At 63.6% G+C, this 24672-nt stretch carries 22 protein-coding genes; 14 read left to right on the top strand and 8 right to left on the bottom strand.

From position 1 onward, the window contains the following. Window positions 1-62 precede the first annotated feature (62 nt). On the top strand, window positions 63-950 hold the full coding sequence (locus tag PPA02S_RS06295) for a pirin family protein (RefSeq protein ID WP_028633934.1): 888 nt from the start codon (window positions 63-65) through the stop codon (window positions 948-950). 202 nt (window positions 951-1152) lie between these two features. Further along, a complete protein-coding gene (locus PPA02S_RS06290) occupies window positions 1153-1413 on the top strand; it encodes a DUF1652 domain-containing protein (RefSeq protein ID WP_028633935.1) in 261 nt (86 codons plus the stop codon). A 32-nt stretch (window positions 1414-1445) separates the two neighbouring features. Here PPA02S_RS06290 and PPA02S_RS06285 read toward each other — a convergent pair whose 3' ends face one another. Both PPA02S_RS06285 and alkB read right to left on the bottom strand, forming a co-directional pair. Beyond that, window positions 1446-1733, bottom strand: coding sequence for a hypothetical protein (locus PPA02S_RS06285; RefSeq protein WP_028633936.1), 288 nt, complete (start codon window positions 1731-1733; stop codon window positions 1446-1448). 106 nt (window positions 1734-1839) lie between these two features. Further along, window positions 1840-2490 (bottom strand): DNA oxidative demethylase AlkB, encoded by a 651-nt coding sequence (gene alkB, locus PPA02S_RS06280; RefSeq protein WP_028633937.1) that lies wholly within the window; start codon window positions 2488-2490, stop codon window positions 1840-1842. A 161-nt stretch (window positions 2491-2651) separates the two neighbouring features. Between alkB and PPA02S_RS06275 the strand changes: the two genes are divergently transcribed. From PPA02S_RS06275 to PPA02S_RS06240, 8 genes are all read left to right on the top strand, one after another. After that, entirely contained in the window at window positions 2652-3392 is a 741-nt protein-coding gene (locus tag PPA02S_RS06275; protein WP_028633938.1) for a gluconate 2-dehydrogenase subunit 3 family protein, read from the top strand. Window positions 3393-3395: 3 nt separating this feature from the next. Further along, complete coding sequence (locus tag PPA02S_RS06270; RefSeq protein WP_028633939.1) at window positions 3396-5180, top strand: GMC family oxidoreductase; 1785 nt, start codon at window positions 3396-3398, stop codon at window positions 5178-5180. A gap of 12 nt (window positions 5181-5192) precedes the next feature. Next, window positions 5193-6494, top strand: a complete 1302-nt coding sequence (locus tag PPA02S_RS06265; protein WP_028633940.1) for a cytochrome c — start codon at window positions 5193-5195, stop codon at window positions 6492-6494. A 105-nt stretch (window positions 6495-6599) separates the two neighbouring features. Continuing rightward, window positions 6600-7619, top strand: a complete 1020-nt coding sequence (locus PPA02S_RS06260) for a LacI family DNA-binding transcriptional regulator (RefSeq protein ID WP_028633941.1) — start codon at window positions 6600-6602, stop codon at window positions 7617-7619. A gap of 70 nt (window positions 7620-7689) precedes the next feature. After that, window positions 7690-8478, top strand: coding sequence for a sugar phosphate isomerase/epimerase family protein (locus PPA02S_RS06255; RefSeq protein ID WP_028633942.1), 789 nt, complete (start codon window positions 7690-7692; stop codon window positions 8476-8478). Continuing rightward, window positions 8471-9415 (top strand): sugar kinase, encoded by a 945-nt coding sequence (locus PPA02S_RS06250; protein WP_028633943.1) that lies wholly within the window; start codon window positions 8471-8473, stop codon window positions 9413-9415. Before PPA02S_RS06255 ends, PPA02S_RS06250 begins: the two co-directional genes overlap by 8 nt. Window positions 9416-9479: 64 nt before the next feature. Then, window positions 9480-10772 carry an MFS transporter gene (locus tag PPA02S_RS06245; RefSeq protein WP_028633944.1) on the top strand — a complete coding sequence of 431 codons (1293 nt, stop codon included), beginning with the start codon at window positions 9480-9482 and terminating at the stop codon, window positions 10770-10772. A 9-nt stretch (window positions 10773-10781) separates the two neighbouring features. Continuing rightward, a complete protein-coding gene (locus PPA02S_RS06240) occupies window positions 10782-11744 on the top strand; it encodes a 2-hydroxyacid dehydrogenase (protein WP_028633945.1) in 963 nt (320 codons plus the stop codon). 33 nt (window positions 11745-11777) lie between these two features. On the opposite strand, the gene PPA02S_RS06235 is transcribed toward PPA02S_RS06240, so the two are convergent. The 3 genes from PPA02S_RS06235 to PPA02S_RS06225 all read right to left on the bottom strand — a co-directional run bounded on the left by PPA02S_RS06235 (window position 11778) and on the right by PPA02S_RS06225 (window position 14381). Continuing rightward, window positions 11778-12731 (bottom strand): endonuclease, encoded by a 954-nt coding sequence (locus tag PPA02S_RS06235; protein WP_028633946.1) that lies wholly within the window; start codon window positions 12729-12731, stop codon window positions 11778-11780. A gap of 104 nt (window positions 12732-12835) precedes the next feature. After that, complete coding sequence (locus PPA02S_RS06230; protein WP_028633947.1) at window positions 12836-13831, bottom strand: aldo/keto reductase; 996 nt, start codon at window positions 13829-13831, stop codon at window positions 12836-12838. A gap of 88 nt (window positions 13832-13919) precedes the next feature. Beyond that, on the bottom strand, window positions 13920-14381 hold the full coding sequence (locus PPA02S_RS06225) for an Lrp/AsnC family transcriptional regulator (protein ID WP_028633948.1): 462 nt from the start codon (window positions 14379-14381) through the stop codon (window positions 13920-13922). A gap of 135 nt (window positions 14382-14516) precedes the next feature. Between PPA02S_RS06225 and PPA02S_RS06220 the strand changes: the two genes are divergently transcribed. Together PPA02S_RS06220 and PPA02S_RS06215 are read left to right on the top strand one after the other, a co-directional pair. Further along, a complete protein-coding gene (locus PPA02S_RS06220) occupies window positions 14517-15767 on the top strand; it encodes a Zn-dependent hydrolase (protein WP_028633949.1) in 1251 nt (416 codons plus the stop codon). A 66-nt stretch (window positions 15768-15833) separates the two neighbouring features. Beyond that, complete coding sequence (locus PPA02S_RS06215; protein ID WP_028633950.1) at window positions 15834-17048, top strand: diaminopropionate ammonia-lyase; 1215 nt, start codon at window positions 15834-15836, stop codon at window positions 17046-17048. Between the two features lie 12 nt (window positions 17049-17060). On the opposite strand, the gene PPA02S_RS06210 is transcribed toward PPA02S_RS06215, so the two are convergent. Then, window positions 17061-18245 (bottom strand): MFS transporter, encoded by a 1185-nt coding sequence (locus tag PPA02S_RS06210; RefSeq protein WP_028633951.1) that lies wholly within the window; start codon window positions 18243-18245, stop codon window positions 17061-17063. A 150-nt stretch (window positions 18246-18395) separates the two neighbouring features. Next, entirely contained in the window at window positions 18396-19277 is an 882-nt protein-coding gene (locus PPA02S_RS06205; RefSeq protein ID WP_028633952.1) for a LysR family transcriptional regulator, read from the bottom strand. Window positions 19278-19447: 170 nt separating this feature from the next. On the opposite strand from PPA02S_RS06205, the gene PPA02S_RS06200 reads away from it, so the two are divergent. Next, window positions 19448-21091 (top strand): acetolactate synthase large subunit, encoded by a 1644-nt coding sequence (locus PPA02S_RS06200; RefSeq protein ID WP_028633953.1) that lies wholly within the window; start codon window positions 19448-19450, stop codon window positions 21089-21091. 207 nt (window positions 21092-21298) lie between these two features. On the opposite strand, the gene PPA02S_RS06195 is transcribed toward PPA02S_RS06200, so the two are convergent. Then, window positions 21299-23842, bottom strand: coding sequence for an HWE histidine kinase domain-containing protein (locus PPA02S_RS06195; protein ID WP_028633954.1), 2544 nt, complete (start codon window positions 23840-23842; stop codon window positions 21299-21301). 197 nt (window positions 23843-24039) lie between these two features. On the opposite strand from PPA02S_RS06195, the gene PPA02S_RS06190 reads away from it, so the two are divergent. Further along, the gene (locus PPA02S_RS06190; RefSeq protein ID WP_028633955.1) at window positions 24040-24669 is read left to right on the top strand and encodes a dTMP kinase; all 630 of its coding nucleotides are present in this window, start codon (window positions 24040-24042) and stop codon (window positions 24667-24669) included. The last annotated feature ends 3 nt before the right edge of the window (window positions 24670-24672 follow it).

Below are 24672 nucleotides of genomic sequence, written 5' to 3'. Positions count from 1 at the left end.
CGGCAGGCTACTCAGCTATAGGCACCATTGCTAAGGTGTTCTCAGCCAATGAGGACCTCCCCATGAAAACGATTCTCGGTATCCACCGCAGCCCCCAACCCCACTGGGTGGGTGACGGTTTCCCGGTGCGCAGCCTGTTCACCTACGACAACCTGGCCAGCCGTATAAGCCCGTTTTTGCTACTGGACTATGCCGGCCCTCACACCTTCTCACCCACCCAGGCCCGGCGCGGGGTGGGTGAGCACCCCCATCGTGGCTTCGAGACGGTGACCATCGTGTACCAGGGCGAGCTTGAGCACCGAGACTCGACAGGGGCTGGCGGCTTCATCGGCCCCGGTGATGTGCAGTGGATGACGGCCGCCGACGGCATCATCCATGAAGAGTTTCATTCGCCGCGGTTTGCGCAAACGGGTGGAACGCTGGAGATGGTGCAGCTGTGGGTAAACCTGCCGGCCCGTGACAAGCGCGCCGCAGCGGGCTACCAGACGCTGCTGGCGAAGGATATCCCGGTGGTGCCGCTGGGCGGCGAATCCGGGAGCCTGCGCGTGATCGCAGGCAGCTACCAGGGCGCTTTGGGCCCTGCACGCACGTTCACGCCGATGGATGTATGGGACATGCGCCTACAGGCAGGGGCGAGCTTCACGCTACCCGTCGCCGCTGGCCGCAATGCAGCGCTGGTGGTACTGCAGGGCACGGTCACCATCAACGGGGCGCAACAGGCGGGGCCTTCGAGCCTGGTGCTGTTTGACCCGGCAGGGCAGGACCTGCAGCTTGAAGCAGCGGAAGCTGCCAGCGTTCTGCTGCTCAGTGGCGAGCCGATCGACGAGCCGATTGTGGGTTACGGCCCGTTCGTGATGAATAGCCAGGCCGAGATCATTGAGTCCTTCGAGGCCTTCCAGGCTGGCAAATTCGGGCAGATGCAGGGCGATCGCGGGGGTGCCTCGCATTGATGCACCGCTCGTCGCAGGGTGGTGATTCTGCCCGAACCTAACCTCACCCCAGGGGTTCTTCAGCTAAGGTGCTAGATGAACCCCTGCATGCTCATCACTGCAGCGCATCGACGTATGGCCAAAGATGCTCATTATCAATTGGCGCTCAGCCTGCTACAGGCGTAACTACATTAAACAGGCCATCGCCAGAGAGGGTCGTACCATGTCGTTGATAGGCGTTTCGATGCTGGAAATGCGGCAGATGATCGAGCATGCCTGCCTGCCTGATCGTTGTGAAATCAGCTGCGCTGACGGTAACAACCTAACCATACGGCTTGCGCAAGGCCAGAACTTCGAGCGCGGTGTGAGCCTGAGCGGTGTACCGCTGCACAGCCTCAACAGCTGCCGCGACCTGGTGAACCTGGTTGGGCAGCTGCATGCGCTGCGCGGCAAAAGCCCTGCGCGGGCGAAGGCGATTGCCTGATCACTCCCATGTCATGTAATGCGCTTTAGCCGCTAGCGCAGCTCCAGCAGCAGGTTCAGGCCGCCGTCTCCGCATTTGCCTTTGTCGCGCACTACGCCGTGGTAGCTGCGCCCGTCCAGCATAAATGCAACGCTGTGCGCCCTGTCGACCTTGTCTGGCAGCGGCGGGCAAATATGCATGCGCAACGCAGGTCGCCCTTGGAGGCTCAGCGGTGCCAGCTGGCACTGGCACTCCACACTCAGCGCCACGGGGCCGAACAGCGTGTCACGCACGTAATCCAGTTGCACCGATGCATTGGGGGCGCGGCCTGGCATCTTCATGGTCGGGTGCCTCTGGTGGAAAGTGGCGGGACGGCGTGATGCTGGGTCATGACAGCCTCCTGTGAGCTGACGGTGGTGCGTGGTGACACACGCTTCGGCTAATGCACTATCCACGACCCGCCTTGCGGAAGGTCAGGTTGATCCGGCGCTCGCCCATGCGCGGGTGAACCCCGGGCTTGATCGGCAGCACACCGTGAAAGCGTAGACGGTCTTCGCCGCCCCAAACCAGTACATCACCATGGCTGAGCGGGATGCGCTGGGTCTTGTCAGCCCGTTGTTGCCCCCCGAATAGAAACACGGCCGGAAGCCCCAGGGAAACCGACACGATAGGCTGATCGAAATCGCGCTCGTCGCGGTCCTGATGCAGGGTGAGGCGGGTGCCTGGTTGGTAATGATTGACCAGGCATGCGTCTGGAACGAACCCGTCGAAGCCGGCGACAGCCGCGCTGCGCGAGGCAAGCGCAGTGAGCACATCGGGCAACGCCGGCCATGGCTGGCCACTGACGGGGTCGGTGGGGCTGTAGCGGTAGCCGTTGGCATCACTGACCCAGCCCAGCTCACCACAGTTGGTCAGCGCCACCGCCATGTGCAGGCCGCCGGGGGTGCGCATGTGCCGGAACGGCGCAGCCCGCAGCACCGGGCGCAGGGCGTCCAACATCGCCTCCAGGTCGGGGAGGGCGAAGCCTGGCAACAGCACTGTATGGCTGGCCAGGCGATGCGGCTGTGGGCCGAACAGGTCAAGGTCGGACTGAATCATCAGGGGTCAAATCTCTCCGCCGAGTCAATATCGCGGGTTCATGCAAACCTATTGGCGTCAATGCGACATTAAACTCAAAATGTTTCTGAACGCCGTTCGTCAGTGAGCGGTCTTGATCATTGGCCCCGGCCGAGGCCGCTTACCGATGATGAGGATTAGAAATGTCTGAGCACGTACCGGACAACCCCCGCAGGGACTTCCTGCGCAAGACCTTGACCCTGATACCTGTGGTAACGGTCGCCAGTACCGGCCTGGGCCTGGGCGCCAGCGCGGTGATAGCCGAGCCAGCACGCAGCCCCAACGTGCCAGAAAAAACCGACGCCGCCCAGTACCAGCCGGCATTTTTCACCGTGGACGAATACGCTTTCCTCCAAGCCGCGGTGAGCCGCCTTATCCCGGCTGACGAGTTGGGCGCCGGCGCCCTGGAGGCCGGTGCCGCCGAGTATATCGACCGACAGATGGGCACTCCCTATGCCAGCGGGGCCTTGTGGTACATGCAAGGCCCCTTCGATGCAGACGCCGCACCCGAGCTGGGTTACCAGTTGCAGCTCAACCCGCAGCAGATCTACAGGCTAGGCATCGCCGGTGTGCTGGGCTGGTGCAGGGCCCAGGGCAACAAGCCGTTCCATGAACAAAGCGCCGCCCAGCAGGACCGTGTGCTCGCCGCACTGGAGGCGGGCGACCTGGTGTTGCAGGACGTACCTGCCAAGGCCTTCTTCAGCCTGCTGTTGCAAAACACCCGTGAGGGCTTTTTCTGCGACCCCGTGCATGGCGGTAACAAAGGCATGGTCGGCTGGAAGCAGATCGGCTTCCCCGGTGCCCGCGCCGATTTCATGGATTGGGCCGAGCGCAACGAGCGCTACCCGTTCCCACCGGTGTCCATTCGTGGGGAGAGGGCCTGAACCATGGCTAATACCTTGAAAAAAGTCGATGCGGTGATCGTCGGGTTTGGCTGGACCGGCGCCATCATGGCCAAGGAACTGACCGAGGCAGGGCTGCAGGTGGTTGCCCTGGAGCGCGGCCCCATGCAGGACACCTACCCAGACGGCAGTTACCCCCAGGTGATCGATGAGCTCACCTACAGCGTGCGCAAGAAACTGTTCCTGGACCTGTCCAAGGAGACGGTCACCATACGCCACACGGTCAACGACGTGGCCTTGCCGTACCGGCAACTGGGCGCTTTCCTGCCGGGTAAAGGTGTAGGCGGTGCCGGGCTGCATTGGTCCGGTGTGCACTTTCGTGTAGACCCGATCGAGTTGCGCATGCGCAGCCATTACGAAGAGCGCTATGGCAAGTCGTTCATCCCCCAGGACATGACTATCCAGGACTTCGGCGTTACCTATGAAGAACTGGAGCCGTATTTTGATTTTGCCGAGAAGGTCTTCGGCACCTCCGGCCAAGCCTGGACCGTGAAGGGCGAAGTGGTAGGGCGGGGCAAGGGGGGCAACCCATACGCCCCAGACCGCTCCAACCCCTTCCCGCTGGTGTCACAGAAGAACGTGGTATCCGCCCAGCTGTTCCAGCAGGCCACCTCGGCCCTGGGCTATCACCCCTACAACCTGCCGTCGGCCAATACCTCGGGCCCTTACACCAACCCCTATGGGGCGCAGATGGGACCGTGCAACTTCTGCGGTTTCTGCAGCGGTTACGTGTGCTACATGTATTCCAAGGCCTCACCCAACGTGAACATTCTGCCGGCATTGCGCCAGGTGCCTAACTTCGAGCTGCGGGCCAATGCCCACGTGCTGCGGGTGAACCTTGACGACAGCAAGCAACGTGCAACCGGCGTGACCTACATCGACGCCCAGGGCCGCGAACTGGAGCAGCCGGCCGAGCTGGTGATCCTGGCCGCGTTCCAGTTCAACAACGTGCGCCTGATGCTGCTGTCCGGGATCGGCAAGCCTTACGACCCTGTGAAGAACGAAGGTGTGGTCGGGCGCAACTTTGCTTACCAGAACATGGGCACGGTGAAAGCCTTTTTCGACAAGGACGTGCACACCAACAACTTCATCGGTGCAGGTGGCAACGGCGTTGCTATCGACGACTTCAATGCCGACAACTTCGACCATGGCCCCCATGGCTTTGTCGGCGGCTCACCCATGTGGGTGAACCAGGCAGGCTCGCGGCCGATTGCCGGTGTCGCCAACCCCCCGGGTACACCTGCCTGGGGCAGTGCCTGGAAGAAGGCCACCGCCGACTACTACACCCATCAACTGTCGATGGACGCCCATGGCGCACATCAGTCCTACCGGGGTAATTACCTGGACCTGGACCCGACCTACCGCGATGCCTACGGCTTGCCGCTGTTGCGCATGACCTTCGACTGGCAGGACAACGACATTCGCATGAACCAGTTCATGGTCGACAAGCTGAGCAAGATCGCCCAAGCGATGAACCCTAAATCCATCGCCGTGCTGGGCAAGCAGGTGAAAGAACATTTCAACACCGCCAGCTACCAGACCACCCACCTGAACGGTGGTGCGATCATGGGGACCGACCCTGCCACCAGTGCACTGAACCGCTACCTGCAATGCTGGGATGTACACAACGTATTCGTGCCGGGCGCCTCTGCGTTCCCTCAAGGCCTTGGCTACAACCCGACCGGGTTGGTGGCCGCGCTGACGTACTGGTCTGCCCGGGCCATTCGGGAGCAGTACCTGAAGAACCCCGGCCCGCTGGTGGCGGCTTAAGGAGCGATGAACATGAACAGAATGTTGATCGCGACTTTGCTGATGGGCACCGGGCTCTGCGCGCAAGCGGCGCAGCCCGACCCGAAACAGGTGCAGCAAGGTGAATACCTGGCCCGCGCGGGCGACTGCGTTGCCTGCCATACTGCCAAGGGCGGCAAGCCATTTGCGGGCGGGCTGCCTATGGAAACCCCCATCGGCACAATCTACTCCACCAATATCACGCCGTCGCCCGAAGGCATCGGCAGCTACAGCTTCGAGGACTTCGACCAGGCGTTGCGCCGCGGCATCGCCAAGGACGGCAGCACGCTTTACCCGGCCATGCCGTACCCGTCCTACGCGCGCCTGACCGAAGCCGACATGCAGGCGCTGTATGCCTATTTCCAGCACGGCGTGCAGCCGGTGGCCGAGCCCAACAGGGACAGCGACATCCCCTGGCCGCTGAGCATGCGCTGGCCGCTGGCGATCTGGCGTGGCCTGTTCGCACCAGATGCCAAGCCCTGGCAGGCGGCCCAGGCCAGTGACCCGGTCATCGACCGCGGGGCGTATCTGGTCGAAGGCCTGGGCCACTGCGGCGCGTGCCACACCCCACGGGCACTGACCATGCAGGAAAAAGCCCTGAACCCACAGGAAGGTGAGGCGTTTCTGGCCGGCAGCGCGCCGCTGGAGGGCTGGATTGCCAAGAACCTGCGCGGTGATCACAAGGATGGCCTGGGCAGCTGGAGCGAGGCCCAGTTGGTGCAGTTTCTCAAGACCGGCCGCAGTGACAACAGCGCGGTATTCGGTGGCATGAGTGACGTGGTGGAGCACAGCATGCAGTACATGACCGATGCCGACCTGACCGCCATTGCCCGTTACCTGAAAACCTTGCCGCCAAGCAACCCGAACGACAAACCGCATCAATACGACCGCAAGGTGGCCGATGCCTTGTGGCACGGCGATGACAGCAAGGCAGGTGCTGCGGTGTACATCGACAACTGCGCGGCTTGCCACCGCACCGACGGCAAGGGCTACACCCGCGTGTTCCCGGCACTGGCCGGCAACCCTGTGGTGCAAACCGCCGATGCCACCTCGCTGATTCACCTGGTGCTCAAGGGTGGCACGCTGCCGGCAACCCATACGGCACCCTCCAGTTTCACCATGCCAGCCTACGCCTGGCGGCTGAATGACCAGCAGGTGGCAGCCGTGGTCAACTTCATCCGCACCAGTTGGGGCAACCAGGCAGGTACCGTCAAGCCCGGCGATGTAGCTGACCTGCGCACCAGCGACATGCGCCAGACATCAGGCGATGACCTGGGGCAGGTGACGGACCACTAGGCCCGGGCCAGGCGTGACCCGACAGATGGCAGATTGACGAACGAGCCGGTTTTTGGTGTATTGAAACCGGTTTCATCGCCCTAACAATAATGATCAGGAACTGCCATGACCGACGCGCCTGCCCATGCCCGCGAACGGGTCACCATCAGCGAAGTCGCCCGTGTTGCCGGGGTATCCAAGGCAACCGTGTCGCGTTATATCGGCGGCGACCGGCAGTTGCTGGCCGACGCCACCGCCGCGCGGCTGGCCCAGGTCATCGAACAGCTGGGCTACCGGCCCAACCAGATGGCCCGTGGCCTGAAGCGGGGCCAGACGCGGTTGATCGGCATGCTGGTTGCCGACATCCTCAACCCGTATTCAGTGGCGGTGATGCATGGCGTTGAAACCGCCTGCCGCCAGCACGGCTACAGCCTGGTGGTGTGCAACACCAACCGTGACGACGAACAGGAGCGCCATCATCTGCGGGCGTTGCAGTCGTACAACGTCGAGGGGGTGATCGTGAACACCCTCGGCCATCAGCCTGGCGAGTTGCTCAACCTCATGCGGGACATGCCCATGGTGCTGGTGGACCGACAACTGCCCGAGCTGAAGGTCGACCTGGTTGGCCTGGACAACCTCGACGCCGTGGAGCAGGCCATCGCGCACCTGCATGCCCGCGGCTACCGGGACATCCTGGCTGTCACCGAGCCGCTGGACGGCACCAGTTCGCGGGCGGAGCGGGTTCAAGCCGTCGGCACCTGTGTCGGTCAACGCCCCGGCATGCGCCAGCAGGTCCTGCACACAGGCCCTGGCCTCGATGCGGGCCTCGCAGCATTCCTTGCGCAGAGCGGCCATGGCCCGCAGGCCATCTTCACCTGCAACGGCGTCGCCACCCTGGAGGTTACTCGCAGCCTGCGTGCTGCAGGCCGTGATCTGTTTGCAGACGTCGGCCTTATCGCCCTGGACGACCTGGACTGGTACCCGTTGGTCGGCAGCGGCATCACGGCCTTGGCCCAGCCCACCGAACGCATCGGCATGGCGGCGTTCGACAGCCTGCTGGGCCGGCTGCAGGGCGACAGCGGCATCGCCACGCGCATCGACTTCAAAGCCTCCTTGCTGATACGAGGCTCGACTTCCCCACGCTAACTACCGGCAGCCTCCGCTTCGGCGAATACTGCTGGCGAAAAATGAAACCGGTTTCACAAGGACAATAACAATGCACCCGATCCCCGTTTCAATCAGCCTCTCCAGCTACGGCGCGGACTATGTTCGCCAGCGTGGCCAGGAGCAATTCATCGATCTGCTGGCACGGGCCGGCGCCAGGCGGGTGGAGTTGCGCGAGGAGCTGTTCTCCTGCCTGCCAGACCCACTTGCCCTGGGCGCAGTCATCGCTGGGGCCGGCCTGGACTGCGTGTATTCCACGCCGCTGGAGCTGTGGGCGCCAGACGGCCTGCCCGATACACGGGTGACCCAGAAGCTGCACATTGCGCACGAACTGGGTGCAGCAGCGGTCAAGGTCTCCCTGGGGCACTACCACACGCGCTGCGACCTGGCGGCCTTGCGTGAGCTGGTGCCAGCGCAGGGGCCAAGGTTGTTGGTAGAAAACGACCAGACACCCCAGGGTGGCCGCATCGCAGCGTTGCGGGCGTTCTTCATGCGGGCAGATGAAGCGGGGCTCGGGGTGGGCATGACCTTCGACATCGGTAACTGGCAGTGGCAGGGCGAAGCCGTGGAACAGGCTGCCAGCCAGCTGGGCCGCTGGGTGCAGTACGTGCACTGCAAAGCTGTTCGGCAGCTTGCCGACGGCCGTTTGGCAGCGGCGCCACCGCAAGTGGCCGACCTGCAGGCCTGGGACCGGCTGCTGGCGCAGTTCAGCCCCGGTGTGGTGCGTGCCGTGGAATACCCCCTGGTGGGCGATGACCTGCTGCAGGTGACCCGCGACCAGGTGCGCCACCTGGCCGTACTGGGGCTGGGCGCACGGGCCGAGGAGGTGAGCCATGCTTAAACACGATGTGCTGTGCTTTGGTGAAACCATGGCCATGTTCGTAGCCGAGCAACTGGGCGAACTCGCCAGTGTCAGCCTGTTCAACAAGCGTATTGCCGGGGCCGACAGCAACGTGGCCATTGGCCTGGCACGCCTGGGCTTCAGCGTACGATGGGTGAGCCGGGTAGGGGACGACTCGTTGGGCCGTTTTGTGCTGGACAACCTGCGCGGCGAAGGCCTGGACTGCTCGGACGTACAGATAGACCCGGCTCACCCCACCGGCTTTCAGCTCAAGGGCCGCTGCGACGATGGCAGTGACCCCGCGGTGGAGTACTTCCGCCGGGCCTCGGCGGCCAGTCACATGACCCCGGCCCTGCTGCAGCCCGGCTGGCTGCAGGCCCGGCATCTGCACGCTACCGGTATTCCGCTGGCCCTGTCCGAAGGCTGCCGCAGCCTGTCGCACACCTTGGTGGATGCCATGCGCAGTGCCGGGCGCAGCGTCTCCTTCGACCCTAACCTGCGCCCTTCGCTGTGGCCGGACCTGCGCACCATGGTGCAGCAGACCAATGCACTGGCAGAAAAGGCCGACTGGGTGCTGCCGGGCCTTGAGGAGGGCCGCTTGCTCACCGGCCAGCAGACCCCGGCCGACATCGCCGGCTTCTACCTGGACCTTGGCGTCGAGCTGGTGGTGATCAAGCTGGGGGACGCGGGCGCCTATTTCCGCAGTGCCAACAGCGAAGGCCAGGTCGCCGCCGTGCGCGCCCCCCAGGTTGTGGACACCGTGGGTGCGGGTGACGCATTTGCCGTTGGCGTGCTCAGCGCGCTGCTCGAAGGGCGTGACATCGGCCAGGCGGTTGCCCGTGGCAACTGGTGCGGCAGCCGCGCCGTGCAGTCGCGGGGCGATATGGAGGGCCTGCCCCGACGCCACGAACTGGAGGCCTACGAACGCCTGCCATAGCCCTGAAGTTGCTCCAACCAATCACCTGTCGCGACAAAAACAACAAGCTCAGGAGAACCACCCCATGAACAGCAAAAGCCTGGCCCCACGCCGTTGGTGGTACATCATCCCCATCGTGTTCTTCACCTATAGCCTTGCCTATCTGGACCGCGCCAACTACGGCTTCGCAGCGGCCTCCGGTATGGCCGAAGACCTGCGCATCACCCCCGTGCTGTCGTCGCTGCTGGGGGCACTGTTCTTCCTCGGATACTTCTTTTTCCAGGTGCCTGGGGCCATCTACGCCGAGAAGCGTAGCGTCAAGAAGCTGATCTTTGTCTGCCTGATCCTCTGGGGCGGGCTCGCCACGCTCACGGGCATGGTCAGCAACGTCTACATGCTGATCGGCATCCGTTTTCTGCTGGGCGTGGTCGAGGCGGCCGTGATGCCGGCGATGCTGGTGTACCTGTGCCACTGGTTCACCCGTGCCGAACGCTCACGGGCCAACACGTTCCTGATGCTGGGCAACCCGGTGACCATCTTGTGGATGTCGGTGGTTTCGGGGTACCTCATCAAGCATTTCGACTGGCGCTGGATGTTCATCATCGAAGGCCTGCCGGCGGTGATCTGGGCGTTCTGCTGGTGGCACCTGGTGGACGATCGCCCGGCCCAGGTCACCTGGCTGAGCGACACGGAGAAGCGCGACCTGCAGCACGCACTGGCTGCCGAGCAGCAGGGCATACCGCCGGTGAAGAACAACCGTGAGGCGTTCCGGTCGCGGCAAGTGATCATCCTGTCGCTGCAGTACTTCTGCTGGAGCATTGGCGTATACGGCTTCGTGCTGTGGCTGCCCTCCATCCTCAAGCAGGCTGCCAACGTGGATATCGTCGAAGCCGGCTGGCTGGCCTCGGTGCCTTACCTGGCAGCAGTAGTGGCCATGGTGGGTGTGTCGTGGGCATCGGACCGCCTGCAGAAACGCAAGTGCTTCGTGTGGCCACCGCTGCTGATCGCCGCCATTGCCTTCTATGGCTCGTATGCACTGGGCAGCGAGCACTTCTGGTTGTCGTATGGGTTGCTGGTGGTGGCGGGTGCCTGCATGTACGCACCCTACGGCCCGTTCTTCGCCATTGTGCCGGAAATCCTGCCGGCCAACGTGGCCGGCGGCGCCATGGCCCTGGTCAACAGCATGGGTGCGCTGGGGTCGTTCGGCGGCTCCTGGCTGGTGGGTTACCTGAACGGCGCCACAGGCAGCCCGGGCGCTTCGTACCTGTTCATGTGCGGTGCACTGCTGTGCGCCGTGGCACTCACCGCGGCCCTCAACAATTCAACCACCTCCGGCCGGGCCAAGCGTCAGCGTCCGCGGCTGGCGATGAACCACTAGGAAGCGATCATGAACAAGCGCATCGTGCTGTACAAACGCCTTTCACCAGACTTGCTCGCGCGCCTTGAGCAGCACGTGGAGGTGACCTTCGTAGACTTGGCCCAGCCCGATGGGCTAGCCAGGCTGCGCGAGGCATTACCGGGCGCACAAGGGCTGCTGGGCGCAAGCCTGCGCCTGGATGCCAGCCTGCTGGACCTCGCGCCCGACCTTGAGGTGATTGCCAGCGTGTCGGTAGGGGTGGACAACTACGATATCGCTGACCTCGACCGGCGCGGGGTAATGCTCACCAACACCCCGGACGTACTCACCGAAACCACCGCAGACACGGGGTTTGCGCTGATCTTGGCGACAGCCAGGCGCGTGGTGGAGCTGGCCAACTGGGTGCGCGAGGGCCACTGGCAGGCCAGCCTGGGGCCCGCGCATTTCGGCTGCGACGTGCACGGCAAGACGCTGGGGATCGTGGGCATGGGGCGTATTGGCGAGGCCCTGGCCCGGCGCGCAGCGGCGGGTTTCGGTATGCGCGTGGTGTATCACAGCCAGCGGCCCAAGCCTGAGGTGCAGGCGCGATACAACGCCCACCGGCGCGACCTGGACACGCTGCTGGCCGAGGCCGACTTTGTGTGCCTCACCGTGCCGCTGAGTGCCAGTACCGAAGGGCTGATCGGCGCGCGGGAGCTGGCCCTGATGAAGCCTGAGGCCATTCTGGTGAACATCTCCCGGGGGCGCGTGGTGGACGAAGCAGCATTGGCCGAGGCGTTGCAGGCCGGGCGTTTGCGCGGCGCCGGCCTGGATGTGTTCGTGCACGAGCCATTGGCGGCCGACTCGCCGTTGCTGAAACTGGACAAGGTCGTGGCCACACCGCATATCGGTTCGGCCACCGAGGAAACCCGCCAGGCCATGGCCCGCTGCGCGGTAGACAACCTGCTCAGCGCGCTGCGGGGCGAACGGCCAGCCAACCTGGTGAATGGCTAAGCCCCGGGCCCTGGCTGTGACGGGCTTGGCGGGTCAGCGGCAGTTGCCGGCCTTGCGATAACCGGCGGCCTGCGCCTCGCCTTCGCTGGCGAAGTTCACCTGGTTCTTCGACGCGACCTGGTGATAGCCCGGGCAGCCAGAGGCCAGGTGATACACATGGCTGTTGCGGTTGCCGAGCACCGCGCCGACTGCGACGGCACGGGCCTGGCCTGCTGGCTGGCGCGCTGCTGGCACAGCCTGTACCACGCCATCGCCCACGGGCTGGTAATTGGCGGTCCACTGGCGTTCGCCGGTCACGAACGGGTTCGCGTGCCCCATGATTGCGGCAATGCGCCGGTCACGCTCCTTTTCCCAGGCCGAAACCGGGTGTTGCTTGTCCCAGGCCATCAGCAGCTGCTGTTGCTGGCGCGACATGTTCAGCTGGTAGCGGTCGAACATGTAGAACGTGGTGCGTGCTACCAGGCCTTTCACTTCATCACGGGGCTCGGCGGCGCGCTGCACGAAGTCGACCTTGGTGGTGCACCGCCCGTACTCGCCAGCATTACCGGCGACCATGCCATAGTTGAAATTGCTGCGGTCGCCGTTTACTTCACCCACGGCCGGGTACAGGTTGAACAGGTCCGCTTCCATGGCGCGGAATACCGGGTCGGTGTCTACGCAATGCTCACGGCCGCCGTTTCTCCAGCACTGGCGCTGGTTGCCGAACGTATGGGCAGGCACGATGTGCTCCCACTCCGTACGCTCGGCGCGGTTCTGCTGCTTGCGCGTCTGGTAGCCGCAGGAGGCTGCGTCGATGCGCCCGCCAGACTTGCCCACCCAGGTCCACTGGCAGCCACAGTACAACTCGCCCATGGGGCTGCTGGCCTGGTCCATATAGACCCGCTGCTTGGCTACAACCTTGGCTTCGGTGAAGGTGGAGGGCGGGTTTGCCCAAGCTGCGAAGCTTAGAAGCAGCAGGAGGTTCAGGGCGTAACGCAATGATTTCATAGCTAAACAACACGCGGTTTTAACAGGGTCGCGCATTGTAATGCTTTATGTCTGGCTGAACAGCCCGCTGGCCGCGAGGCGCCAGCGGGCCCTGTGCACCAGGCTTATTTGAACCCTGTTACCCCGTGGGGCACGTAAGGGGCCTGCAGGCGCGCGATTTCATCCTCGTCAAGGTGCAGCGCCAGCGCGGCCAGGGCGTCATCCAGGTGTGCGGGCTTGGAAGCACCGACGATCGGCGCCGACACACCGGCCTTGCCGAGCACCCACGCCAACGCCACCTGTGCCATGGGTACCCCGCGTTCCCCGGCTATCTGCTCGACCACGTCGATGACCCGGCCGTCCTCCAGCTCGGTTTTTTCATAGAACGACTGGCCGGAAATATCAGTGCGCGTGCGTTCGGTCTGCTGGCCGTTGGGCCGGGTCAGGCGGCCGCGCGCCATGGGGCTCCAGGGCATCAGGCCAACACCTTGGTCGAGGCACAGGGGGATCATCTCGCGCTCTTCTTCGCGGTACAGCAGGTTGAGGTAGTTCTGCATCGACACGAACCGGCTCCAGCCGTGGCTGGCCGCCACCTGTTGCGCCTTGGCGAACTGCCAGGCATACATCGATGAGGCGCCGATGTAGCGGGCCTTGCCGGCCTTCACCACATCATGCAGGGCTTCCATGGTTTCCTCGATGGGCGTGTGGTAGTCCCAGCGGTGGATCTGGTAAAGGTCGACGTAATCGGTGCCAAGGCGCGTCAGGCTGGCGTCGATGCTGGTCATGATGGCCTTGCGCGACAGCCCTTGCTCGTTGGGCCGGCTGGCGCCTTGCCACATGTTGGCGGGGTAGAACACCTTGGTGGCGATGACGGTTTCGTCGCGGCGGGTGAATTCCTTCAGCAGCTTGCCCACGATCACTTCCGAGGTGCCGGCCGAGTAGCTGTTGGCGGTGTCGAAGAAGTTGATGCCTTGTTCCACCGCGTGGCGGATGATCGGCCGGCTGGCCTCTTCACCCAACGTCCAGGGGTGGGTGCCGGCATCCGGTTCACCGAAGGTCATGCAGCCCAGGCACAGCCTGGAGATGTCCAGCCCGGTGCTACCCAGCTTCACGTATTGCATCGTTGTCTCCTTCAGGGGCGCTAATGAGGGTTCAGCGTACCGACATCGGGCTTGTAGGCAAATTCCCCGAAGGTGGCGAACAAGGGTGTTACGCCGTCGGCACGCGCACGCCAGTCTTGACGTTGCTCATGGACACCAGCGTATTGAAGCGCTTGACGTTGTTGTTCTCGAAAAACAGCTCACGGGTGAGCTGGGTGTACTGCTCCATGTTGCGCACCAGCAGGATCAGCACGAAGTCATAGGCACCCGTGACGTAGTAGCACTGCTGCACCTGAGGGCAGGCCAGGAAGGTGCGCTTCATGGCATCGAGCAGGTCCAGGCGCTCGTTCTCCACCTCAACCTCGGTGATCACGGTCAGTACGTAGCCCAGCTGCACGGGGTCCACCTGGGCCACCGTTGCTGTGATCACGCCATCGGTGGTCATTTTTTTCAGGCGGCGGTTGACCGCGGCCGAGGACAGGTTGACTTGGGTGCCCAGCTGCATTTGCGAGGTGGTAGCGTCTTGCTGTACCGCATCGAGCAAGGTGAGGTCGAAGTGATCGAGGGGCATGACGCGCGTCCGGGGCAAAGTGAAGGTAATGCGTAATGAAAGTGCGTCAAGCACTCGATAATCAAGCTTTTATTGCACTGGCAGTGAATAGAATCTCCCCATTCGGATAAATAATCCTCATGGGCGGAGAACGGTATGGACACGGAACCTGCACTGCGCCTGGATGGCGCACTGCTGTTGCGGCAGCTTCACGCGCTTGGCCAGGTGGGCGCGGACCCTTACCAAGGCGGCCGCACGCGCATCGCGCTGACTGATGCAGACAAGGCCGGGCGGGACATGCTGGTGGGCTGGATGAAGGCCCTTGACCTGCACGTGCAGGTGGACCGCATTGGCAACATCTTCGCCACCTTGCCTGGGCGCGGCAAAGGCGCCGGGCAAGCGCCGTTGATGATGGGCTCGCACATCGACACGGTCACCAATGCCGGCGCCCTGGACGGTTGCTACGGCGTGCTGGCGGGCCTTGCGGTACTGCGCGCCTACCGGGTGGCTGGGCGGCTGCCCGAGCGCCCGCTCACCGTCGCGGCGTTCACCAACGAGGAGGGCGTGCGCTACCAGCCCGACATGATGGGCTCGCTGGTGCATGCTGGGGGGCTGGCGCTGCAGCAAGCGCTGGACACCGTAGGCAGTGACGGAACCCGCCTTGGCGACGAACTGGCACGCATTGGCTACGCCGGCCCGCTTGTGCCAGGGGCGATTGCTGCCCATGAATATGTCGAGCTGCACATCGAGCAAGGCCCCATTCTGGAGGCAGAAGGCGTTGAGATTGGCGTGGTGGAGCGCCTGCAGGGTATTTCGTGGCAGCAGGTGCAGGTCAAGGGCCACGCCAACCACGCCGGTACCACCCCCACCGCATTGCGGCACGATGCCGGGTTCGTCGCCTGTGCGGTGGTGGCAGCGCTGCGTGACCTGGCAACGGACTGCCCAACCACGCTGGCAACGGTCGGCTGCATGCAGTTCGAACCCAACGTCATCAATGTCATCCCGCGCAAGGCAACGTTCACGGTCGACCTGCGTGATCCTGACGAAGGCCGCCTGGCGGCTGCCGAAGCGCGTCTTCAACAGCTACTGGCCGACCTGGCGGAACGCGAGCAGGTCAGCATCAGCAGCGAGCGCCTGGCACGGTTTGCGCCAGTGGTGTTCGACGCAGGCCTGGCGGATGCCATCGAACAATCAGCGGCCCGCCTGGGCTTGAGCTATCGACGCATGGTGTCAGGTGCAGGCCATGACGCGCAGATGATCGCCCGTACGGCACCGGCAGCGATGATCTTCGTGCCCAGCCAGGGCGGTATCAGCCATAACCCGCGTGAGCACACCGATGACGCGCTGTTGATCCAGGGCGCCAACGTGCTGCTGGACGTGGTGGTCCAGCGCCTGAGCAGCGCATGAGCCACGCCTGTGTGGGCATTTCACTGACTGTTGCCATCGCTGGCTTGCCAGCAGGAGCCGTACTGCATGTTCGTTCGTAACCCCAACGCTTGCCGCCAGCCTTACCCACGTGCCCTTCAAGCGGTGATGAGCATCGCCATCGCCCAACAGAGCCGCCACTGGATGGGCGGGTGGGCTCGCCTGAACCAGAAGCCCACCCCGCTGTACAGCTTGCCCGGCCTTGCCGCTGAACTGGGTGTTGCGCAGGTAGCGGTCAAGGATGAATCTGTGCGCTCGGAACTGGGCAGCTTCAAGGCACTGGGTGCGCCTATCGCGCTGCTGCGCCTGGTACTGGGAAGCTTCCCCCTGCAACGCATGCACCCGTACGGCGTGCTTGCGGGGCACCACGCTCAGCTGCTCAGCGCGTTCACCGTTGTCAGTGCAACCGATGGCAACCACGGGCGGGCCCTGGCGGCGGCGGCGCAGAGCATAGGTTGCCGCTGTGTGATCGTGCTGCATGCGCACGTGAGCATCGAGCGTGAGCGCGCCATTGCCGCGTACGGTGCCCTGATCGTGCGTATTGCCGGCAATTATGACGCGTCGGTGGCACACGCCGCGGCGCTAGCCGCCAGCAACGGCTGGCACGTGGTGTCCGACACGTCCTATGAAGGTTACGAGGTGATCCCGCGGGACGTGATGCAGGGTTACGCCACCATTGCTGCAGAAGTCGTCGAAGCCAACGCCGGGCAGCCACCGTTCACCCATGTCTTTCTGCAAGGTGGGGTGGGCGGCCTGGCGGCAGGTGTTGTCAGCTACCTGTGGGAACTCTACGCGGAGCACCGTCCGGTGTTCGTGGTGGTTGAGCCCGAACAGGCCGACTGCCTGTACCAGAGCGCGTTGCGCGGTGAACCGGCCAAGGCTACCGGGTCGGTGGACTCGGTGATGGCGGGGCTGGCCTGCGGCGAAACATCACCGCTGGCGTGGCGCTTCTTGCAAACCAGCGTCGATGCCTTCATGACCATCAGTGATGCCGAAGCGATAGCTGCCATGCGCCGCCTGGCAGCCGGCAGTGAAGGTGACATACCGGTGTTGGCGGGTGAGTCGGCCGTGGCCGGGCTGGCAGGCGCCATGCAGTTGCTTGAACAAGCACCCGACGTTGCAGGGGGCCTGGCCCTTGGCCCTGAAGCACGCCTGCTTGTGATCAGTACCGAGGGCGCCACAGCCCCGGGTGTGTATGCCGAACTGGTGGGGGAGCGGGCCGAGTCGGTACTGGCGCGTCAGGCTGCGTGGACGGCTGCCTGACGCTGGTAAGGTTCAGTGGCCGCCCTTCATCCGCCGGGCGATGAAGTACAGCCCAAGGCCGGCCAGGGCGGTAGCCGCGCCGATGAAACCGGTGCTGGTCCAGCCCATGCCCGCCGTGATGGCCATACCGCCCAGCCAGGGGCCCAGGGCGTTGGCCAGGTTGAAGGCCGCGTGGTTCGAGGCAGCGGCAAGGCTTGGCGCCTCGTGGGCGATGTCCATCAGGCGGATCTGTAACGGGGCTGCCAGGGCGATCATGGTGCCCACCAGGCCAACGCCGAGCAGCAGGCTCCACAGGGCGTGGGCAGCGAAGGTGAAAAACAGCAGCACCGCGATGGACCATGCCAGCACCAACCCCACCGCCCGGAACTGCAGCCGGTCAAACAGCTTGCCGCCGGCAATGTTGCCGATGATACCGCCCAGGCCGAACGCGGCCAGGCCAAAAGGGATCCACTGCGGGGCTACCCGGGTGACTTCCAGCATGGTGGGTGCGAGGTAGCTGAACACGCAGAACATGCCGGCGAAGCCAATGGAGGCGATGGCCAGCGCCATCCACACCTGGGGCAGGGTGAAGGCCTTGAGTTCCTTGCGCGGGTCGCTGCGCACTTCATCGTGCCGCTGGGGGACGAAGCGCCAGACCATGGCGATGGTGCACAGGGCAATTACGCCCACCAGCACGAACGCAGAACGCCAGCCAAAGTATTGGCCCAGGAAGGTGGCGACCGGGTTGCCCAGCAGCATGGCCAGGGTCAGGCCCATCATGACCCGTGCTACAGCCCCCGCCCGCTGGTTGCTGACCACCATGCTCGAAGCGACCACGGCGGCTATGCCGAAATAGGCGCCGTGGGGCAGGCCGCTGACGAAACGGAAGGCCACCAGGCCACCAAAGGAGGGCGCGAAGGCAGTGGCCAGGTTGCCCAGTGCATACAGCGCCATCAAGAGCAGCAGCATGTGCTTGCGCAGCAACTTGGCCCCCAGTATCGCCAGGGTCGGGGCGCCCACCATCACTCCCAATGCGTAGGCACTGATGGCGTGGCCAACCTGGGGCTCGCTCAACTGCAGGTTGCTGGCGATATCAGGCATCAGGCCCATGATCGCGAATTCGCCGGTCCCGATGGCAAAGCTGCCCAGGGCCATGGCGGCTTCCATCCTGGCGACGGTGCCTTTAGTGGGCAACGGGGGTAATTGCTGAACTGACATCGTGGTCCTTAATGCAACAAGCTGAAACGATAAAGTTGAATCTTAGAGAATCATGGGCCTTGACGTCGAGCGTGTCTAACGGCGAGGCCTAGGGTCTGACCGTGCAAAAGGAGGGAAGTGCAGGCAGGAGTACAAATGTGCTCTTGCCGTTCAACGTTCCAGGTATTGGCTTTGCTCGGCAAAGTCGATGAACCGTTTACTGGCCAGCGATAGGTACTCCCCGGCCCGCCAGCACAGGCGAAAGCTCATCTGCTGCGCGGGTTTGAACGGTACCCCGACGATGCCGGGAGTGCGCAGTTGCACCGAGCGCAGCAACGTCGCGACGCCAAGGTTGTCCAGTGCCGCCTGCACCACCAGCGACACAAAGTTGCTTTGCAGGGCCACCTGGTAGGTGATGCCGTGTTCTGCAAAAAACGCATCCAACAGTTGGCGCTGCACGAATGTGCGGTCGAACACCACCATGTCGGTGTTGCGCAGGTCCTCGGCCGTCAGGCTGTCCTTGCGGGCATAAGGGTGGTCCGGGTGCATGCAGGCCAGCATCTCGTCGCTGCCCAGCAGGATCGACTGTTTGTCAGGGGGTACTCGCCTGGATTCGAGTAAGGCCAGGTCGATGTCACGTTGCTCCAGGCGCTGGCCGATGTCCTCGGCGCTGCCCTCGAACACGGTCATGGCAATGCCAGGGTAGAGGCGGCGGAAGGCGTTCATCAGGCCGGGCACATAGTGCAGGCCGAACATCGGCGGGATGCCCAGGCGCACTTCACCGCGCTTGAGGTCGGCCATATCACGCAGTTCCTGGCGGGCCACGTCCATCTCCCGCAGGGCCGATGCAATGCGCGGCAGAAACTGCTCGCCTTCGGCCGTGAGCACCACTTTGCGGGTGGTGCGGTTGAACAGGCTGACGCCCAGTTCCTCTTCCAGGCGCGTCACCGCCATGCTCAATGCTGGCTGGGCGATGTGCAGGTGCTGGGCCGCTTTGGTGAAGCTGCCCTGACGTACGATTTCGACGCAGCAGCGCAGTGCTTTGAGGTTCATCGGCGCGGTTCACCATTCATAACGTTTTGTGATGCTGAGCATCATAACAATATATTTAATATTATTAACGCGAAGGCCTACGATGCGCGGCACTGAGACATCCTGCAACATCTCAGTCACGCCGCTTTAACAAGCCGCAATTCCTCCAAGATTTCGAGGTAGTACCCTAAATGGCCAAGGCCGCCGATGTCGTTGTGCAATGTCTGGAAAACGAAGGTGTCGAGTATGTATTCGGCATCCCTGGTGAGGAAAACCTCGACCTGCTCGAATCCCTGCGCAAGTCGAAGATCAAGCTGGTACTGACCCGCCACGAGCAGTCCGCAGGCTTCATGGCGGCCACCTATGGCCGCCTGACCGGCAAGACCGGCGTCAGCCTGTCTACCCTCGGCCCCGGTGCTACCAACCTGGTCACTGCCAGTGCCTACGCTTACCTGGGCGGCATGCCGATGATGATGATCACCGGCCAGAAGCCGATCAAGAAGTCCAAGCAGGGCCGTTTCCAGATCATCGACGTGTGCGGCATGATGGACCCCATCACCAAGTACACCCACCAGTTCGCCTCGGCTGACAACATCCCGGCGCGCATGCGTGAAGCCTTCCGCCTGGCAGAAGAAGAAAAGCCCGGTGCCGTGCACCTGGAGCTGCCGGAAGACATCGCCGCCGAGCAGACCGACAGCCTGCCGATTCCCCCCAGCCTGCACCGTCGCCCGCTGGCTGAGCACAAGGCCATCGAGGCAGCCGTGCAGAAGCTGCAAAACGCCCGCAACCCGATCCTGGTGATCGGCGCCGGCGCCAACCGCAAGATGACCGCCAAGGTCTTGAAGCAGTTGATCGACAAGACCGGTATCCCGTTCATCACTACGCAGATGGGCAAAGGGGTGGTGGACGAGCGTCACCCACGCTTCTTGGGCAACGCCGCGTTGTCTTCGGGTGATTTCGTGCACCGCGCCGTCGAAGCAGCCGACCTGATCGTCAACATCGGCCACGACGTAATCGAGAAGCCGCCGTTCTTCATGGTGCGCGGCGGCACCGAGGTTATTCACATCAACTTCCGTTCGGCTGAAGTGGATGCGGTGTACTTCCCGCAGGTGGAAGTGATCGGCGATATCGCCAACGCCGTGTGGCAGATTGGCGAGGCCCTGACTGACACCAGCCACTGGGACTTCACGCGCCTGATGGCCATTCGCGAGGCCAACGAAGCGCAGACTGCCGAAGGCGCCGACGACGACCGCTTCCCGGTCTACCCGCAGCGCCTGGTGGCCGACATCCGTCGCGTGCTGCCGTCCGAAGGCATCGTGGCCTTGGACAACGGCATCTACAAGATCTGGTTCGCCCGCAACTACAAGGCCCATAAGCCTAACACCGTGCTGCTGGACAACGCCCTGGCGACCATGGGCGCCGGCCTGCCTTCGGCCATGGCGGCGCACCTGGTGTACCCGGACCGCCCGGTGATTTCGGTGTGTGGCGACGGTGGTTTCATGATGAACAGCCAGGAGCTGGAAACTGCCGTACGCCTGGGCATGCACGTGACCGTGGTGATTCTGCGCGATGACGGCTACGGCATGATCCGCTGGAAGCAGGCGAACATGGGCTTCACCGATTTCGGCCTGGACTACGGCAACCCGGACTTCGTGAAGTATGCCGAGGCCTACGGTGCCAATGGCCACCGTGTGGAAAGCGCTGAAGGTTTGCTGCCGTTGCTGGAGCACTGCATCAAGACCCCAGGCGTGCATGTGATCGACTGCCCGGTCGACTACAGCGAGAACGACCGCATTCTCAACAGCGAACTGCGCGAGCGCGCGTTGGCCATCTGAGATCAAGGTGGCGGGTGTACGCGGCTCGCCGCCTGCCTCTTTCCGGGTGCCCCGCACCCGGATTGCCAGCTAGATCTGATCTGATGAAGCTCACATAAGCTATTGATATTATGGGGTTCTGTGGGAGCGGCTTTAGCCGCGAACACCGGCGAAGCCGGTGCCATATATCGCGCTGCCTTCTTCGCGGGTGAACCCGCTCCCACAGGGTTACTGTGGCTTCAACAAGCTCTGCAGGTTTGCCAGGATGGTGCTGGTGTCGTACGGCTTGCGCGTGACCGGGATGTGCTTCAGATGCGCGGGGATGCTGATGCCGTCGCCGTAACCGGTGGCGAACAGGAAGGGTATCCCACGGCGCGTGAGCTCATCAGCCACGGAAATCGACGTGCTCCGCCCCAGATTCACATCCAGAATGGCTGCATCCGGCTGGCGCACTGTCAGCAACTGCATGGCTTCGTGCTCGGAACTCGCCGTCATCACGCAGTCCACGCCCGCGTCGGTCAAAATCTGCTCCAGGCCCACGGCAATCACCAGCTGATCCTCCAGAATCAGCACGTTCAAACCCGCCCGAGCCGCAAAGCGCTCCCCGGACGATGCCGCCGTCGTGCCGGCTGTCGCCGCAGCCTCCGCCTCGCCAAGCGCCAGGTGTTTATCGGGGATGGTGAAACAACCACGCAGCCCCTCCGGGCAATACTCGACCTGGCTGGTGCCACCCAGGTCGAAGGGGATGCTGCGGCTGATCAGCACCGAGCCAAAACCATTGCGGCTCGGCGCGCGCACAGGCGGGCCGCCGCGTTCCTGCCACTCGATGGTGCAGGCGCCTGCCTCATCCAGTGCCCAGCTGACCGACAGGGTACCGCCCGGGCGCGACAACGCCCCGTACTTGGCCGCGTTGGTGGCAAGTTCATGCAGGACCAACGCCATCACCGAATAGGCCCGTGCATCGAGGATCACGTTCGGCCCCTGCAGCTCGATCACCCCACTGGCGGTGCGGTAGGGCGACAGCTCCGCGTCCAGCAGCATCGCCAGCCGCCCACCGCCGTCACCGCGTACCACTTGGTCGTGCGCCAGTGCCAGTGCCTGGATCCGCCCCTGCAGCGTGGCCACATAACCCTGTAGCGTCTGGCTTTCGGAAGTGGGGTGGGCGACCAGCGCGCCAATCAGCGACAGGATGTTCTTGACCCTGTGGTTCAGCTCTTCGTTGAGAATGCGCTGGCGCACCTCGGCTTTGGACCGCTCGCTGGCCAGCAGCTCGCTGTTGTGCAGCACGACTTCAACGATGGCGGTGCGGATGGCATCGCCGAACTGGCGGTCCTGCTCCGTCCAGGGCAATGACTGCTGGTGGACGGTTTCTTTCCAGATGGCAAAGCTTTTGCGTGGCGTCAGGCGGTCACCCAAGGCGCCGCTGATGTAGGTTTTATTGGGATCGCCCGCCCAGTCGAGGGTTTCCACCACCTCCTTGCGGAAGAAGATGATGTAGTCCCGCGGGCGCTGCGATATAGGCAGTATCAGCACCCCGGACACCTCGGTGAAGTACGCCTGGGCTGCCGGGTGAGCCGCTGCCAGGCGGTGGGATGCCCAGGTTCTGCCTTCGGTGATGCCGTCGGCAAACCGCAGCAATTCTGGCATCGCGGATTTTGGCGGCACCGTGCCGGAGGACGACCAGCGCCCCTGCAGCGACAGGCCAATGCCGTCGCACGGTATCAGCGCCATCAGGCGCGGCAGACGCCCCTGGAAGAAGATGTCCATATCTGCCGCATGGTTGGCATCACGCAGCATCACGTCGAGGGTTTCGTGCACTTGCACGGCGGCTTCCAGCTTTTGCCGGCTGTGCAGGGTCTCGATGTGCAGCGAGAAGAACTCACCGAACATCTCCGCTGCCACGCGCTGCCCCATGTTCAACGTGCGCGGCGAATAGTGATGACAGGCAATGAGCCCCCACAGCTCACCTTTGACGATGACGGAAATCGACATCGAGGCGCCCACGCCCATGTTGTGCAGGTACTCGCAGTGCACGGGGGAGACGCTGCGCAGGTGCGCGTACGAAAGGTCCAGGGGCTCACCTGAAGCGTTGACCACAGGTTCAATGGCGACTGGCTCGAAGCCTACATCCGGGATGACCCTGATCAGGTTGCGCAGGTACAGCGAGCGTGCCTGGGGTGGAATATCGGACGCCGGAAAGTACTGCCCCAGAAAGCTCTCCAGAATGCTGCGCTTGGCTTCGGCGATGACCTTGCCGGCACCGTCACTGTCCAGTTGGTAGATCATCACCCGGTCATAGCCCAGCACCGCCCGCACAAAGCGCGCCGCATCACGGAACAGGCGGTTGGTCTTGTCGATTTCCCGCAGCTCGGCAATCAGGGTGCGGGCCAGCTCGACGGGCTCGGCGCCACTTTGGCCGGCCAGCTCGAACTCCAGCAGCGCATTGCCCTTGTACAGGTGGGCAGTGACATCCACAGCCACCCCGTTGGGCAGCCTCTCTGCGAAGCGAAGCGCAGGGCGGGAGCCTTCGCGCAGGCGTGCCAGGGCATTGCGCAGGGTATGAGCAAGTTCGGCACCGAGGACGGCGTCCAGCTTCTGGCCGTTGATGGCACCCTCTACCCCCAACAGTTGCGGGGCGTTCAGCGAATGACGCAGGAGGGTGGTTGCGGACGCGTCGCAGGTCAGTAGGCAGCCATGGGGCTGGATGCTGCCTGGAATCTGGATGGGCTCGTGGTCGCAGTTGCTCAGGTTTACCAGTGGGTCGGAGGTCATTAGCCAGGCCTGTGAAAAATGTAAAGGCTGCCCGCTGGGCCGCCTTGGTCAGCCTAGCAGGCCGGCTGGCCCGGGCATAGCTGGCGGTTGCAGGGCTAGCGGTTTTTTTGACGGTCAGCTGTTTGAATGGACGGCTGGCTTGTCTGAACACGGGGTTCGGTGGTCTCATGCCGCCCACTGCTCAACGGGTAACCTTGATGAACCGACCGCTTTTCATTGCCATGGACGGGCCCAAAGGCACCGGCAAGACCACATTGCTGGAGGCCGTGACCCAAGCGCTGAGGGCAGGCGGCAGAAAGGTGATCAGGCTCTGTGAGCGCAAGTGCGACCCGGCACGTGGCGACACCATGGCCTTGGTCAATCAGCTTGCCCGGCACCCCGGCGCCGAGCTGGAGCTACGCGTGTGCGAGCGCCTGGCGCACAGCCGGGCCTGGATCACCCGGCACGTCCTGCCCCGGCAACCCCAAGACAGCATCATCCTGATTGACCGCTGGTATCCGTCTGATGCAGCGTTTCGCCGAACCCTGCCGTTCAGCCAGATTTTGCAACTGAACCGGCAATACGATGTACAGGTACCCGACCTGCACATCGCCGTGGTCACGGCCCCGCAGGTTTCCTGGGCCAGGGCTGCCTCACGCACCCGTGGGCTGGGCAGCACTGTGATCCATACCTTGGAGGAGCAGGCCGCGTGCACGGCCGCGTTCACACTCGCCGCTCAAGAGCACGGCTGGCTGCTGTGCCACAACGACGGGCCCATCGATGTGGCTGTGGCGCAAATCGTGGCTGCAGTCGAGCGCGTACATAGCGAGCGCTATTGCATCGAATAAGGG

This window comes from Pseudomonas parafulva NBRC 16636 = DSM 17004 (genome assembly GCF_000730645.1).
GTDB lineage: Bacteria > Pseudomonadota > Gammaproteobacteria > Pseudomonadales > Pseudomonadaceae > Aquipseudomonas > Aquipseudomonas parafulva.
This window is presented reverse-complemented; position numbering and strand designations above follow the sequence as displayed.

Coding starts and splice junctions, on each gene's coding strand:
- alkB (WP_028633937.1), bottom strand. CDS start 2,490: ATGATTCAGTCCGACCTTGACCTGTTCGGCCCACAGCCGCATCGCCTG.
- PPA02S_RS06190 (WP_028633955.1), top strand. CDS start 24,040: ATGAACCGACCGCTTTTCATTGCCATGGACGGGCCCAAAGGCACCGGC.
- PPA02S_RS06255 (WP_028633942.1), top strand. CDS start 7,690: ATGCACCCGATCCCCGTTTCAATCAGCCTCTCCAGCTACGGCGCGGAC.
- PPA02S_RS06210 (WP_028633951.1), bottom strand. CDS start 18,245: ATGTCAGTTCAGCAATTACCCCCGTTGCCCACTAAAGGCACCGTCGCC.
- PPA02S_RS06230 (WP_028633947.1), bottom strand. CDS start 13,831: ATGCAATACGTGAAGCTGGGTAGCACCGGGCTGGACATCTCCAGGCTG.
- PPA02S_RS06260 (WP_028633941.1), top strand. CDS start 6,600: ATGACCGACGCGCCTGCCCATGCCCGCGAACGGGTCACCATCAGCGAA.
- PPA02S_RS06295 (WP_028633934.1), top strand. CDS start 63: ATGAAAACGATTCTCGGTATCCACCGCAGCCCCCAACCCCACTGGGTG.
- PPA02S_RS06195 (WP_028633954.1), bottom strand. CDS start 23,842: ATGACCTCCGACCCACTGGTAAACCTGAGCAACTGCGACCACGAGCCC.
- PPA02S_RS06275 (WP_028633938.1), top strand. CDS start 2,652: ATGTCTGAGCACGTACCGGACAACCCCCGCAGGGACTTCCTGCGCAAG.
- PPA02S_RS06200 (WP_028633953.1), top strand. CDS start 19,448: ATGGCCAAGGCCGCCGATGTCGTTGTGCAATGTCTGGAAAACGAAGGT.
- PPA02S_RS06290 (WP_028633935.1), top strand. CDS start 1,153: ATGTCGTTGATAGGCGTTTCGATGCTGGAAATGCGGCAGATGATCGAG.
- PPA02S_RS06225 (WP_028633948.1), bottom strand. CDS start 14,381: ATGCCCCTCGATCACTTCGACCTCACCTTGCTCGATGCGGTACAGCAA.
- PPA02S_RS06235 (WP_028633946.1), bottom strand. CDS start 12,731: ATGAAATCATTGCGTTACGCCCTGAACCTCCTGCTGCTTCTAAGCTTC.
- PPA02S_RS06245 (WP_028633944.1), top strand. CDS start 9,480: ATGAACAGCAAAAGCCTGGCCCCACGCCGTTGGTGGTACATCATCCCC.
- PPA02S_RS06205 (WP_028633952.1), bottom strand. CDS start 19,277: ATGAACCTCAAAGCACTGCGCTGCTGCGTCGAAATCGTACGTCAGGGC.
- PPA02S_RS06285 (WP_028633936.1), bottom strand. CDS start 1,733: ATGAAGATGCCAGGCCGCGCCCCCAATGCATCGGTGCAACTGGATTAC.
- PPA02S_RS06220 (WP_028633949.1), top strand. CDS start 14,517: ATGGACACGGAACCTGCACTGCGCCTGGATGGCGCACTGCTGTTGCGG.
- PPA02S_RS06265 (WP_028633940.1), top strand. CDS start 5,193: ATGAACAGAATGTTGATCGCGACTTTGCTGATGGGCACCGGGCTCTGC.
- PPA02S_RS06250 (WP_028633943.1), top strand. CDS start 8,471: ATGCTTAAACACGATGTGCTGTGCTTTGGTGAAACCATGGCCATGTTC.
- PPA02S_RS06270 (WP_028633939.1), top strand. CDS start 3,396: ATGGCTAATACCTTGAAAAAAGTCGATGCGGTGATCGTCGGGTTTGGC.
- PPA02S_RS06215 (WP_028633950.1), top strand. CDS start 15,834: ATGTTCGTTCGTAACCCCAACGCTTGCCGCCAGCCTTACCCACGTGCC.
- PPA02S_RS06240 (WP_028633945.1), top strand. CDS start 10,782: ATGAACAAGCGCATCGTGCTGTACAAACGCCTTTCACCAGACTTGCTC.